The following is a 13109-nucleotide window of genomic DNA, read 5'->3' on the forward strand; positions in this document are numbered from 1 at the left end:
TGCCGCGACCCGCCCGGTCCACCGCGCATACTGGTTCCCATGGGCTCCCGTGAGTTCGTCCGGGCCGTGCCGAGGCTCGACGGCCCGCTCGACGGCATGGTCGTCTCCGCGGTCGGCTACCGCACCGCGGGACAGCGCCCCGCCCTGCACCGCGGCCTGCCCTCGCCGTATCTGACGGTGATCTTCTCCCTCGACGGGCCCATCACCACCGGCGACTCCCCAGGCCGGGCGACGGGACCGGACGCGGCGCGCACCGACATCGTGGTGGGCGGCCTGCACCAGAGCCCCGCGTACGTCGTCCAGCCCGAGCACGAGGCGGGCATCCAGCTCGCCGTGCATCCCCTCGCGGCCCGCGCGCTCCTCGGCCTGCCCGCCGCCGAACTCACCGGTCAGCTGGTCATCGGCGGCACCGACGTGCTCGGCGACCACGCGGCCGACGTCCGCGAGCGGCTGTGCGAGCTGGACGACTGGACGGACCGTTTCGCCCACCTCTCCGCGTACCTGCGGCGACTCGCCTGCGTCGACCGCCCCATGGGAGCCGTACGCCCGGAGGTCGCCGAGGCCTGGGCGTGGCTGGCCCGGCACCGCGGCGCGGGCACCCTGGGCGGCCTGTCCCGGCACGTCGCGCTGAGCGAACGCAGGCTGACCGCGCTGTTCCGCGCCGAGACGGGCCTGAGCCCGAAGCAGGCCGCACGCCTGATGCGCTTCCAGCACGCCAAGGCCGTCGTGACCCGCGCCGTCGCGGCGGGCGGACCCCCGGACCTCGCCCGGGTCGCGGCCGGCACCGGCTACTACGACCACTCCCACCTCGTCCGTGACTTCCGGCAGTACACCGGAGTGAGTCCCACCCGCTGGCTGGCCGAAGAGTGCCGGAATATCCAAGCCGGGGCGCACGGTACGGGCGAAGACTCGAAGCCATGAACACCACACCGAACCCGAGCTCGAACCCGAACGTCACGTCGGCCCCGAAGCCGGACCTCACACCGGCCCCGAACCCCGCGCCGGGTGCCGCCGAGGGTGACCGCCTCACCACACCCCCTCCCGCCGTCTGGCCGGGCGTGCAGGCCCAGGACGCCCCTGCGCTGATCGACTTCCTCGTCGACACCGTCGGCTTCCTGCGCACCGCCGTGTACGAGGACGGGGGCCGCGTCGCCCACGCCCAGCTCGACTGGCCCGAGGGCGGCGGCATCATGCTCGGCTCGTACGACCCGGAGGCCGCGGCCACCTGCGGCAAACCCGGCACCGGGGGCGCCTACGTCGTCACGGCCCGGGTGGACGACCTGTACCGGCGCCTCACCGGGGCGGGCGTGAAGATCACCGCCGAGATCGAGGACAAGCCCTACGGCAGCCGCGAGTTCGGCATCGAGGACCCGGAGGGAAACCGCTGGTCGTTCGGCACCTACCGAGGCGAGCCGAGGCCCGCACCGACCACGTGAGGGCGGGTGACAGGTGCGTGATAACTTGCGCAAGCCAGTCAAACCCACACCTGGGCCAGGGAATCCGGTGCGAATCCGGAACTGACGCGCAGCGGTGAGGGGGACGGGCGGGGCCACGGCCACTGGGTGTCTCCGGACGCCCGGGAAGGCGCCCCGCCCGGTCGATCCCGAGTCCGAAGACCTGCTGGCGCCTCCGCTCGCACACCGGGCGACGGAGGTCGTGACGCAGGCCAGGCTCCGCGTATGAGCCGCGAGACCCAAGGGATCACGTGTCCTCGACAGCCCGTACCGCCGCTCTCCGTACAGCCGCCCTCCTCTGTGCCGGTCTGCTCACGCTCACCGCGTGCGGCGACGGCTCCGCACGCGACGCCGCGCACTCCGGGGGCGGGAGCGCCGACGGCTATCCGGTCACGGTCACCTCCTGCGGCAAGGAGGCGAAGGTCGAGGCGCCGCCCCGGCGGGCCGTCTCCCTCGACCAGGGGTCCACGGAGATCCTGCTCTCCCTCGGCCTCGCCGACCGGATGGCCGGCACCGGCACCTGGACCGACCCGGTCCTGAAGAACCTGGCGAAGGACAACGCGAAGGTGGAGCGGCTCGCCGACCGCTACCCGTCGCTGGAGAAGGTCCTCGCCAAGGAGCCGGACTTCGTCAGCGCCTCCTTCCTCTACACGGTCGGCAAGGGCGGCGTCGCCGACCGTACGAAGTTCACCGAGCTAGGCGTGCCCGTCTACGTCTCGCCCACCGACTGCGCGGGCAAGGACAACGACGACGGCGACGGTGACGGCAAGCGCGTCAAGACCCTCACCATGGACAGCGTCTACGCCGAGATCCGCGACCTCGCGAAGGTCTTCGACGTCGAGAAGCGCGGCGAGAAGCTGATCGCCGGACTGAAGCGGCGGGTCGCGAAGGCCACCGTGCACATCGACAAGGCCGCCGCCTCGGACACCCGCCTCATGTACTGGTTCGCCAACTCCGACGCGCCGTACATGGCGGGCTGCTGCGGCGCCCCCGGCATCATCACCCGCGAACTCGGCGCCAAGAACGTCTTCGACGACACCCGTGAGGAGTGGCCCCAGATCAACTGGGAGACCGTCGCCGACCGGGACCCCGACGCCATCGTCCTCGGCGACCTCACGCGCAAGTCCCAGTCCGCGGAGAGCGCCGCGGCGAAGATCAGGTTCCTGGAGACGAACCCGGCGACGAAGAACCTGACCGCCGTGAAGAAGAAGCGGTACGTGCTGCTCAGCGGCCAGGCCATGAACCCCACGATCCGCACGGTCGACGGCATCGAACAGGTCGCGGCCGCGCTGCGGAAGTTCGGACTCCGCAAGTGACGCAGGCGGCGGAGGGCGGGGGCGGGAGTACGGCCGCGGGAAGGGGGATCGGTACCGGCGCGGGCACGGACGCGGGCATCAGTACGGACACGGGTACCGGCACGGAGGGGCCCGCACCCGGCGCCGTACACCCGGAACCCCTGCACGGCCCGCGCCCGGGCCTGCGCGGGGGCCTGCGCCTGGCCCTGCTCTGCCTGGCCGGTCTCGCCGCGCTCGTCCTCTCCGTGTCCGTGGCCGTCACCATCGGCCCCGCCGACATCTCCGTGCCCGACGTATGGTCGACCGTCGCCGCCCACCTCGGCTGGGGCGAGACCCCGCTCACCCCGATCAGGGACGGCATCGTCTGGAACCTGCGGATGCCGCGCACGCTGCTCGCCGCGGTCTGCGGCGCGGGCCTCGCGGTCTGCGGCGCCGTGATGCAGTCGCTGCTCCGCAACCCTCTCGCCGACCCCTTCGTGCTCGGGGTGTCCTCCGGCGCGTCCACCGGAGCGGTCGCGGTCGTCGTGCTCGGCGTCGGCGGGGGAGCGGTGTCGGTGTCGGCGGGCGCGTTCGCCGGGGCGCTCTGCTCGTTCGCGCTGGTGCTGCTCCTGAGTCACACCCTGGGCGACACCACGGACCGGGTCGTGCTGTCCGGCGTCGCTGCCATGCAGCTCTTCTCCGCGCTGACCTCGTTCGTCGTCCTCACGGCGGGCGACGCCGAGACCACCCGCGGCGTGCTGTTCTGGCTCCTCGGCTCGCTCAGCGGAATCGGCTGGACGGACGTGTGGCTGTGCGCCGGGGTGCTCGCGGTGGCGCTGCTCGTCTGCCTCGGCCACGCCCGCACGCTCGACGCGTTCGCGTTCGGCCAGGAGGCAGCGGCGGCGCTGGGCGTCCGGGTGGCCCGCACCCGGCTCGTCCTGCTCTGCACGACGGCGCTCCTGACCGCGGCCCTGGTCAGCTCGGCGGGCGCCATCGGCTTCGTCGGGCTGGTCCTGCCGCACGCGGCCCGCGCCTTCGTCGGCTCGGGCCACGCCCGGCTGCTGCCCGTCACCGCGCTCGCCGGCGCGGTCTTCCTGGTCTGGGTGGACACCCTCGCCCGCACGGCCCTGGACCCGCAGGAGGTCCCGGTCGGCGTGGTGACCTCGCTCATCGGCGTACCGGCGTTCGTGGCGGTGCTGTACCGGACGCGGCGGGTGACATGACGTACGGCCTGATCCCACCGGACGCCCCGGGGCTGCGCGCGGACCACGCCGCGCCGGGACTGCGCGCGGACCGGGTGAGCCGGGAGGCGGGGGGCCGCCTCGTCGTCGACGGCGTCAGCCTCGCCCCGCCCACCGGCGCCACCGTCGGCCTCCTCGGCCCCAACGGCTCCGGCAAGTCCACGCTCCTGCGCATCCTCGCGGGCGTCCTCGCCCCGGCCTCCGGCGTCGTCACCCTGGACGGCCGCACGCTGGCCGACACGGGCCGCAGGGAGGTGGCGCGCCGGGTCGCCGTGGTCCAGCAACACGCCTCGACGCAGGTCGAGTTGACCGTACGCGATGTCGTACGCCTCGGCCGCATCCCGCACCGCCGCGCATGGTCGGCGCCCACGCCGCACGACGAGCGGGCCGTGCGCGACGCACTGGCGCGCACCGGACTCACCGAACGCGCCGCCCAGGCCTGGCACACCCTCTCCGGCGGCGAGCGCCAGCGCGTCCAGATCGCCCGCGCCCTCGCCCAGGAGCCCCGCGAACTCCTCCTCGACGAGCCCACCAACCACCTCGACATCCAGCACCAGCTCGACCTGCTCGCCCTGGTGGCGGAGCTCCCGGTCACCAGCGTGATCGCGCTGCACGACCTCAACCTGGCGGCGATGTTCTGCGACCACCTGCTCGTCCTGCGGGAGGGCACGGCGTACGCGGCCGGGCCGCCGGCCGAGGTGATCACCGAGGAGCTGATCGCCGAGGTGTACGGGGTGCGGGCGGTGGTGACGCCGGGGGAGCCGGACGGCGGCGCGGAAGGGCGGCCTTCGGTGCGCTTCCTTCGCAGGTGAGGCGGGGCACGCCCGGGGGTGGGGCGGGGGGCGGGCCTCGCCAGGACGTTCCGGGCATAAGGGGTGAGAATAACCAAACGGACAGGGGGTACCGCAGGGAGCGACGAACCACCCGACCTGTCCCCGAAAGGACAACCGCCATGCTGATGGCCGAGCCCGTGCTGCGAAACCTGGTCGAGAACCACGAGATGCTCACCGCGCGCCTCTCCGCGGAACCCGACAACCACGAAGTGCGCCGCCGCATAGAGAACGTCACGTACACCCTGTGCGTCTCCACCGGAACGCGCGACATCCAGAGCGCGCTCGCCGTGGCCAGGGAGAAGCTCCGCGACTACCGCCCGACGCGGACGAAGGTGCAGCTTCAGGCCTGAGGGCGACGGGGCGGAGGGCCCGGCACGCGGGATGCGGGCCGCCGGACGCAGGTGGCGGCGCGGTCAACTCCGGTTGCCCGTCCTGGACTACGTTGGATGTCATGCGTTTCGCGGACCGGCACGGTTCGGCACCGTACGGCACGGTCGATCGTGCCGGTCCGCGGGGGCGTGGTGGGTGCGTCCGCGTAGGTGGGCGGGGGGACAGGCGGCGGGTGCCTCGGGAAACCGGGTCATCCCCCGTCGCTGCCACGTCGTGCCACGTCGCGCCGCGGCGACTCGGCGCGCACGCGGCTCCCGGCCCCCTCCCGCCCACTCCCACACAACGGAAGAAGATCCCGCAGCGATGATCGTGATAGCCCACCTGAGCGACATCCACATCGACACCCGCGACGAGGACGGCGGACGCAGTGCCGCCCGCACCCGAGCCGTCATGACGTACCTGAACGACCTCCCGTACGACCTGGACGCGGTCATCGCCACCGGCGACATCGCCGACCACGCCACCCCGGCCGAGTACGAGGCCGCACGCAAGCTACTGGCCTCACGCCACCCGCTGCTGGCCTGCCCCGGCAACCACGACGAGCGCGCCGCGTACCGAGAGCACCTGCTCGGCGAAGCCCCGAGCACGGCGCCGGTCAACCACTCCTACACGACGGACCGCTTCGTCCTGGCCCTCTGCGACACCTCGGTACCCGGCGAGGACCACGGCAGGATGGCGGACGAGACGCTGACGTTCCTGGCCGGCCTCCTCGCCGACACCCCGCCCACGCGCCCGGTCCTGATCGCCTTCCACCACCCGCCGGTCCCGCTGAACACGCCGTACGTGGACGTCATCCGCCAGTTCGACGAGGGCCGCCTGGCCGAGCTGACGTCACGCCACCCGAACGTGACGGCGTTCCTGGCGGGCCACGCCCACACCCCCGCGGCGACGACGTTCGCGGGCCGCCCCCTGCTCGTGGCCCCCGGCGTGGTCTCCACGCTCCGCCTCCCCTGGGAGCGTCAGACGGACCCCTCCCACCACGTCCACCGGGATCTGCCACCGGCCGTCGCCTTCCACGTCCTGGACGACGAGGGCCGCTTGACGACGCACTTCCGCCCGGTGCCGCTGCCGCCGGCGTGAGCGGAACGGCACCTGCTCAACTGCTCCTGGTTACCGGAACTTCGCGACCCAGGGCTTTTGTCGGAGGTGGGCGGCGTCAGCTCCATCTCGCCGCCCGCACCGTCATAAAGCCCGGTCCCGCCCGTGACGACCCCCGTGGCAGACGGCTTTCTGCCATCGGGCCGATCGGGCCGATCAGGCCTACTGGCCACGGCCCTGGACGCCTGAAAAGCGATCTTCCCCTTGCCCGAGATCTCGATGATCCCGGAGCAGTAGGCGGTGAGTTCACGCGCGCCGACCACTTCCTTGGCACAGGACTCGAAGGCGCCGCCGACCGTGGCGCCCGCGCGGTCCCGTACGGTGAACCGGTTGGCGACCGGAGTACGGGACTCGCCGGACGCGCCCGAGACATGCCCCCGCTCCTGCTGGAGGTAGAGCGTAGGAATCGGCGGCTCGCCCTCCCCTTGCGTGGCCGCGGCGGGCCCCATGGCGACATACCCACACGCGCCCCCCAGGAGAACGAGCCCCCCGGCGGCGGCCCACACCCGAACCACAGCCCCTCCAAGAAATCCAATGCAATGCAAAATGCAATGCTGACTGGAGGGCAAAATATCAGCCGCGAATCCGGACCAGAAACAACAATAATCCGAATATCCAATATCCGAACGACGATTATCGGAAAATGACTGAACGGCGGCGGGTCCGGATCAAGGGGCGGCCGTGGCGCGAATCGCGGAGATGTCGAACTGCAGCCGAACCTTCTCGCTGACCATCGTGCCGCCCGCCGCCAGCCGCTGGTTGTAGACGAGCCCCCAGTCGGTGCGGTCGATGGTGGTGGTGCCGTCGAAGCCGACCCGCTCGAACCCGAAAGGGTCCACGACCGAGCCCAGGTAGTCGAGTTGCAGCTCGACGGGCCGGGTGACGTCGCGAATGGTCAGATCCCCGGCCATCCGGAAGCTCTCCCCGCCCTCATGGGCGGTGGCGGTGCTGCGGAAGACCATCTCCGGGTAGCGGCGCGCGTCGAAGAAGTCGGTACCGATGAGATGCGCGTCGCGTTGTTCCACGCCGGTGTCGACGCTGGCGATCCGGATGACGATCTCGGCCCTCGACTCGGAGGGCCGGTCACCGTCGAAGTGGAGCGTGCTGTCGTAATCCGCGAAAGCGCCCCGGACGGTCGTGACCATCGCATGCCGCACGGAGAACCCGATGCGGCTGTGCGGCCGGTCGATCGTCCACTGCCCGTCCAGCGCCCGCAGCGCCGGATCAAGTGCGACACCACCGGCCCCACCCTGCCGAACGAGCGTGCCGAGCCCACCGCCCTGCGACGGCTCGGCGGTGCCGGTCTGGCGGCGGCTGAAGATGCCCATGAGGCCGTACCTTCCCTCGGAAGCAATCACTCCGTGTCATCAATGTCATCACGACGGTCCCAGGCACCACGCAGCGAGATGGGCACCCTCGTCCGGCTTCCATGACGCCGACGGCAAAGATGCACAGGATCGACATGATGTGAATGCACGGTGGGCGGCACGCCGATCACGGACGGTCACGCCGCCGCAGTCGGCACCCTCCCTCCGGCGGTGCGCGGTCAAGTGGGTGAAGCGTGTGATCAATCGAGTTCTCTCAACGCTGCGACCAGATGGCGCCCCTTGCCGGGGGACCGGCACACGACGACGCCTGCCACAGTGTGCAGCTCGCTCCACGCATGGGGCCGACCGACGTCCGCAGCGTCCCGGACGATGGCCGTGGCGACGGTGAGAGCTTGGGCGGTCTCCCCGGCGCCCGCGAGCGCGTGCGCGAGGCAGGCGCGGAACCACGTCTTGTCACGCCGGTATTCATCGGGCATCGCGGCGAGTCCGTCCGTGAGCTGATCCACGGCTGTCCGGAAGTCCCGCAGATGCAGCGTCGCCATCCCGCGTTCGCTGGCCATACACCCCGCGTCCTCCTCGCCGAAGTGGCCGCCAGCCGGGAACTCGACACAGCCGAACGCCCAGCCGAGGTCCTCAACTGGCGCATCACCACACAACCCAACAAGCGAGCGCGGGCAGCGCGACAGCCCAGCACCTTCTTGGGCCCGGCAGTGGCGCCTCCCGCTGTCCAGCCTCCGGCTCCGACGACGAGCCCGATGCACGAGAAGCGTCGTCAGCACCGGTAGTTGCACGTACCGCGGTGCCTGCGAGTCGCGAGGCCCCGGCAGGTTCTGCGCCATGCTTACGGGGCTTCGCGACTCGCAGGCGAGGCCGCTGGCATAGGCGATGCGATGTCTCCGCTCAGCCCTCTCGCCCACGCTGTGATCTGAGTGAGGTGCTCGGGTTGCAGACCCAGATGGGCGTCCGGCTGCACGAGGAGGGTGGGGAAGCCCGCAGCGGTGCGGTGCACGGCCCACTTGTGGTCGAGCGCGGTGAAGTCGTCATCGATCCAGACTGCGGGTTCGTCGCCGAGCCACGCGTCGACGTAGTCGCGCTTCCAGAGGTAGCCGTTGGGGTGGGACGTCGTGATCTTGGGGTGCGGGAGATCGACGTACGTGAGGGCCGGGAGGCCGAGGAGCGGGCCGATCAGCGTCGTGGCGTCCCGGCGCCAGCTCGTGCACCAGACCGGGGCGAGCGGAACGCTCCGGAACATGTTGGTGAGCATTGGCCCGTGCGCCGGGTTGAGCCAGACGGTGACTGGATCCTCCGGGGTCCGGCCGTCCGGTACGACCTCGTAGCGGACGTGCGTGGCCGGGATGCTGCCGTCGCCTTGAGGGAAGGGTATGAGGACACCGTCGATGTCCAGCAGCAGGTAGGGCACGTTCATGGGTGCCTCCATGGGGTGTGGCGGTCGGCAGCGTCAGAGCTTGCGGGCCTTTATCAGCAAGGTCGTGGGCCAGTGGCCGAGCCGGGCATCGTGGAACTCGTGGGCGGCGGTGAGCCATAGACCGGCGTCGGCAAGATGCCGCTGCCACTGCTCGGCGCTGAAGTCCCAGCGGGCGACGGGCAGTCGGGTGCGGTCGGGCAGAACGACGTAGTCCCGGCGGGGGCGGTCGCCCGTGGCCGGGCGGCGTCCTCCGCGCTGAGGGTGCGGGGTGGAGAAGGCGAGGGTGCGACCGGGCCTGAGGCGCTGAGCGATGGCGGGCAGCAGCAGTTCAGGGGCTACGAGGCCGACGGCGCCGAACACGGAGTAGATGGCATCGAACTGCTCGTCTGACGCCTGGAGATAGTGCAGGGCGTGGCCGGCGACGAAGCTGAGGTTGCTCAGCCGTCCGTAGTGCGAACGGGCCCGCCGGACCTGGAGGCCGACCAGGTCGACGCCGGTGACATGGGCGCCGTGGCGGATGGCGAGGTGGGCGGCGTTGTGGCCGGGGCCGCAGCCGAGCTCCAACATCCGCTTGCCGCTCAAGTCGTGGCCGAGGATCTCAGCGCCCGGTCCGCGCCCTGGTCTCGTCGTCCACTCCATCCGCGCCGGTACGGCCAGTGGCTCGGCGGGGCCGGTCGCGGTGCGCTGGAGGGCGTGGGCGTACCAGGGGGACGCCTGGGTGGTGAGCACCTAGACCTCCAGCAGTTGGAGGACGTCGGTGAGGTGGCGGCGTACGACCTTGATGTACGTGTGGTCGGTGGCCGGGTCGTTGATCCAGCGGATCGACTGCTCCATGAACCACTCGACCGCCCACATGCGGTGCCACCCCAGCGCCCACTGCTCAGCGGGCAGGCCACCCCGCTCGGCGAGGGCGTCAGGGGCCCCGCCGGTGGCGACGTACTGGTCGAGGAAGGCCCGCATCTGTACCGGGTCTGGGGTCTCGAGGGTGCCGTGCCAGCTGGCGAGGTCGAGCAGGCCGGGTCCGGTGAAAGCACGGGCGAAGTCGAGCAGACGCCAGCCGTGATCCCCGATGTGGAGGCTGGTGGGGTGGAACTCGGAGTGCACCCAGCCGAACGGGGCGAGCGTGGTGCCGGTGGCCCTGGGGCCGGCGGCCTTCGCGATCTGATCGAGGGCACCTGCGATGTCGTCGGTGTCCGACCAGCGGTCGGCCGCGTGGAGCTCATCGAGGTGCAGGGCTGCACGCACGGGCAGGCCGCTCAGGCGCTCCTCATCGAGTAGCGCCAGGGCCGGCGCGGTGCGGGTGCCGTGGAGGACCACGGCCGCAGCGACACCGTCGAGGTTATCCGCCTCGCGGGCGGGGACGCCGAGGTCTTCGAGGAGCATGCCGAGGCAGTTGTCCAGGATCGCCGTCGCGTGTAGTTCGGGGACGGGGACGCCGAGGGTGTGGGCCAGGCGCAGGGCTTGGGCTTCGCTGTCGAAGGGCTGCTTGGCGTACTTGAAGATGGCGGTGGTCCGGTCGGGGAAGGTGAGGCGTTCGACGCCGGACATCGACCACACCCGCACCTCGGTGCGCTCGGGCAGGGGCAGCCCCCTGACCGCGCACAGGTGGGTGAGGAGTTCGGCGGTCAGCTTCTCGTCCATGAGAGGGCTCCGTGGGTTGGTGGCGTCCGGGGCGGGCGAGGTGGCCTGCCCGCCCCGGAGCCTTGCGGGTGGGCTACTCGGCGGGGCCGGTCACGCGGTGGGCGTAGACCTGCTCGATCCATCCGGCCTTGAACTCGGCAAGGTCATTACGGAAGTTGGCCATCGAGGCACCGTAGGGCGCGACGACGCCGCCGGACTGGTCCGGCACGGACTGGCAGCCGTGCACGAGGCGTCCGCCGAGGGCGGCGTGGGCCTTGATGGACTCGATGCGGCGGTGCTCGTTGAACCAGCCGCCGTGGTAGACCTCGTCGAGCATGCCGCCGGTCTCGTCGTCGAGGTCGAAGACGACGGAGGTGGCGGCGGGGAAGAACCAGCACGGGCCGACGTTGGAGATGTGTCCGTCCAGCTCGACCTTGTTCAGTGCCATCAGCGTGGCCGCCTCGCGCAGCATCCGCAGATGCTCGGTGGTGATCTGCGGCAGTCCGAGCGAGGCGAGATGTTCCTCGCGGAACAGGTAGGCGTACACCTCGTACGCCGTGCCCAAGACGTGTGCGGCGTCCGAGGTAGAGCGCGCGTGCTCCTTGATGAAGTCGAGCGCGAGCTGCTCGACCGCGCTCTCGATCGTCTCGTCCACGTCCAGCAGCTGCTCCTTGACCAGCTCCCAGTCGGCGACGAGCCAGGTGTTGGACTCGAAGCGGAAGAAGTACTCGGCCGGATCGATGGTGATGCGCCGGCCGTCGACCTGGACGCCGGGCAGGCGGCTCCAGCGCTCGTCGAACGCCTCGGGCAGTACGACCGTGATGGCCGCGGTATCGATGGTGGTCACGGTGTCTCCGTTTCTCATCGGCCGGGTTCGGGCACAGGAATGCCCGAACCCGAAGCGGGCGTACGGAACTTGAGGCAGCCCGGACCAGGAAGGGGGGAGCCTGGATCACGGTCGATCGGAACTTGGAACCGTTCCGGGCGGCTGATGATTAGTGAACCGGTCGTCACGCACAGTGGGTACGGTGTGAGGCGGCGGAAGCGGTATACGCGGTTTACAGCTCCTGATCGGGGGAGGTCGTGCCAACGCCCAATCAGCCCAACTCACGCTTGCGTGACGTGATCTCTGCCAGCGGCTGCACCTTCGACGCCCTAGCGAAGGACGTGCGCCGCATCGCCGCTGAGAACGGCGAGGTCCTCCAGACCAACAAGTCTGCGATCTCCCACTGGGTCAACGGCGCACGTGAGCCGAGCGGCCGCATGGGCCAGTACTTGGCCGAAGCACTGTCCCGTCGCCTGGCACGCACAGTCACATCCACGGAGATCGGCCTGCGCGGCCAGGTGGAGACGCCGACGGCCACGGCGAACCCCGATCCAGTCGTCGCCGCAACGGAGCTGGGCCGCGCCGACGTCGACCGCCGACGCTTCCTGGCGATCGCGGCCTTCACCACCGCCGGGGTCGCGATGCCACTCGCCTACGATCACGAGGCGACCTCCCGCATGCTCCGCGCCCGTACCGGGGGAGTCCTGGTCGGTACTGAGGACGTCGACGTCGTACGCCAGATCACCACCGCGTTCAGCTCCGCCGACGAACGCCTCGGCGGCGGCCACGGCCTGACGACTGTCACGGCCTACCTAGCCGACACAGCTGCCCCCATGCTCCGCGCCCGCTTCCCGAACGAAGCCTTACGTCAGGCAGCCTTCGGCGCGGTCGCCGAACTCGCCTACCTGGCAGGCTGGAAGCACCACGACCTCGGCCAGGAAGGTGCCGCCCAGCGCTACTACCAGGTTGGCTACCAACTTGCATGCGAAGCCGACCCGAACGGTCACGCCGCCTGGATGATGCGCGCCCTCGCCCATCAGGCCCTCAGCCTCAAACAACCCCACCACTGCGTCGACCTCGTCGAAGGCGCGCTCACCCGCGGACTCGGCCGCGTCGACGGCCAGACTGAAGCCCTTCTCCACATCACCCACGCCCGCGCGTACGCCGCCATCGGCGAGAAGCCTGCCGCCGCCCGCGCCCTCCTCGCCGCCGAGGACGCACTCCTCCGTGAGGACAACCCGCAGCCCAGCTACTCCCGCGTCAGCGGCCCAGCGGCCGGCACCGTTGCCAGCCACACCGCCCGCACCCTCACCGATCTGGCCGACCACCCCGGCACGGAGGTCCAACACCGAGCTGCACTCACCCGCTGGGACCCGGTCCAGTACAAGCGCGTCCACGCCCTCACATACGCCGACCTGGGCGACAGCCTTGCTGCCCAAACCCGCGCCGACGAGGCAATCGCCGCATGGTCGCAGTCCCTGACCCTGATGGAAGGCATGACGTCGGACCGCACTCGCAAGGCCATCTCGTCCTTGCGCTCGCCCCTCGCGATCTACCAGCGCCGCAAGGTGCCAGGCGCGGCCGAGCTTGCCCGCCGAGCCCGCGAGGTGCTCGCCTAA

The 13109-nt window shown here is 71.0% G+C and carries 14 protein-coding genes and 1 riboswitch; of the genes, 8 read left to right on the forward strand and 6 right to left on the reverse strand.

Annotation, left to right across the window (positions count from 1 at the left end; all coding sequences use genetic code 11):
* Window positions 1-39 precede the first annotated feature (39 nt).
* The 7 genes from AC07DI_RS23555 (at window position 40) to AC07DI_RS23585 (ending at window position 6272) form a co-directional block, all read left to right on the forward strand.
* Window positions 40-921, forward strand: coding sequence for an AraC family transcriptional regulator (locus AC07DI_RS23555; protein WP_384257121.1), 882 nt, complete (start codon window positions 40-42; stop codon window positions 919-921).
* Window positions 918-1436 carry a VOC family protein gene (locus tag AC07DI_RS23560; RefSeq protein ID WP_478905981.1) on the forward strand — a complete coding sequence of 173 codons (519 nt, stop codon included), beginning with the start codon at window positions 918-920 and terminating at the stop codon, window positions 1434-1436. The genes AC07DI_RS23555 and AC07DI_RS23560 overlap by 4 nt, the downstream gene beginning before the upstream one ends.
* 18 nt (window positions 1437-1454) lie before the next feature.
* Window positions 1455-1639, forward strand: a riboswitch (cobalamin riboswitch).
* Window positions 1640-1705: 66 nt separating this feature from the next.
* The gene (locus AC07DI_RS23565) at window positions 1706-2770 is read left to right on the forward strand and encodes an ABC transporter substrate-binding protein (protein ID WP_478905982.1); all 1065 of its coding nucleotides are present in this window, start codon (window positions 1706-1708) and stop codon (window positions 2768-2770) included.
* A gap of 77 nt (window positions 2771-2847) precedes the next feature.
* A complete protein-coding gene (locus tag AC07DI_RS23570) occupies window positions 2848-3951 on the forward strand; it encodes a FecCD family ABC transporter permease (protein WP_478906024.1) in 1104 nt (367 codons plus the stop codon).
* Window positions 3948-4781: an ABC transporter ATP-binding protein gene (locus AC07DI_RS23575; protein ID WP_478905983.1), complete on the forward strand. Its 834-nt coding sequence runs from the start codon at window positions 3948-3950 to the stop codon at window positions 4779-4781. Before AC07DI_RS23570 ends, AC07DI_RS23575 begins: the two co-directional genes overlap by 4 nt.
* Before the next feature lie 140 nt (window positions 4782-4921).
* Window positions 4922-5152, forward strand: coding sequence for a DUF5133 domain-containing protein (locus AC07DI_RS23580; RefSeq protein WP_478905984.1), 231 nt, complete (start codon window positions 4922-4924; stop codon window positions 5150-5152).
* Between the two features lie 343 nt (window positions 5153-5495).
* Window positions 5496-6272, forward strand: coding sequence for a metallophosphoesterase (locus tag AC07DI_RS23585; protein WP_478905985.1), 777 nt, complete (start codon window positions 5496-5498; stop codon window positions 6270-6272).
* Between the two features lie 686 nt (window positions 6273-6958).
* Here the strand turns inward: AC07DI_RS23585 and AC07DI_RS23590 are convergent.
* The 6 genes from AC07DI_RS23590 to AC07DI_RS23615 form a co-directional block, all read right to left on the reverse strand.
* Window positions 6959-7618 (reverse strand): YceI family protein, encoded by a 660-nt coding sequence (locus tag AC07DI_RS23590; RefSeq protein ID WP_478905986.1) that lies wholly within the window; start codon window positions 7616-7618, stop codon window positions 6959-6961.
* Between the two features lie 239 nt (window positions 7619-7857).
* On the reverse strand, window positions 7858-8178 hold the full coding sequence (locus tag AC07DI_RS23595; protein WP_478905987.1) for a hypothetical protein: 321 nt from the start codon (window positions 8176-8178) through the stop codon (window positions 7858-7860).
* Between the two features lie 281 nt (window positions 8179-8459).
* A complete protein-coding gene (locus AC07DI_RS23600) occupies window positions 8460-9044 on the reverse strand; it encodes an HAD domain-containing protein (protein ID WP_478905988.1) in 585 nt (194 codons plus the stop codon).
* 33 nt (window positions 9045-9077) lie between these two features.
* Window positions 9078-9773, reverse strand: a complete 696-nt coding sequence (locus tag AC07DI_RS23605; protein ID WP_478905989.1) for a class I SAM-dependent methyltransferase — start codon at window positions 9771-9773, stop codon at window positions 9078-9080.
* Window positions 9774-10685 (reverse strand): phosphotransferase family protein, encoded by a 912-nt coding sequence (locus AC07DI_RS23610; protein ID WP_478905990.1) that lies wholly within the window; start codon window positions 10683-10685, stop codon window positions 9774-9776.
* Between the two features lie 73 nt (window positions 10686-10758).
* A complete protein-coding gene (locus AC07DI_RS23615; protein ID WP_478905991.1) occupies window positions 10759-11511 on the reverse strand; it encodes a hypothetical protein in 753 nt (250 codons plus the stop codon).
* 236 nt (window positions 11512-11747) lie between these two features.
* On the opposite strand from AC07DI_RS23615, the gene AC07DI_RS23620 reads away from it, so the two are divergent.
* Window positions 11748-13109 (forward strand): tetratricopeptide repeat protein, encoded by a 1362-nt coding sequence (locus AC07DI_RS23620; protein ID WP_478905992.1) that lies wholly within the window; start codon window positions 11748-11750, stop codon window positions 13107-13109.

It is taken from the genome of Streptomyces sp. NPDC044106 (assembly GCF_056433985.1).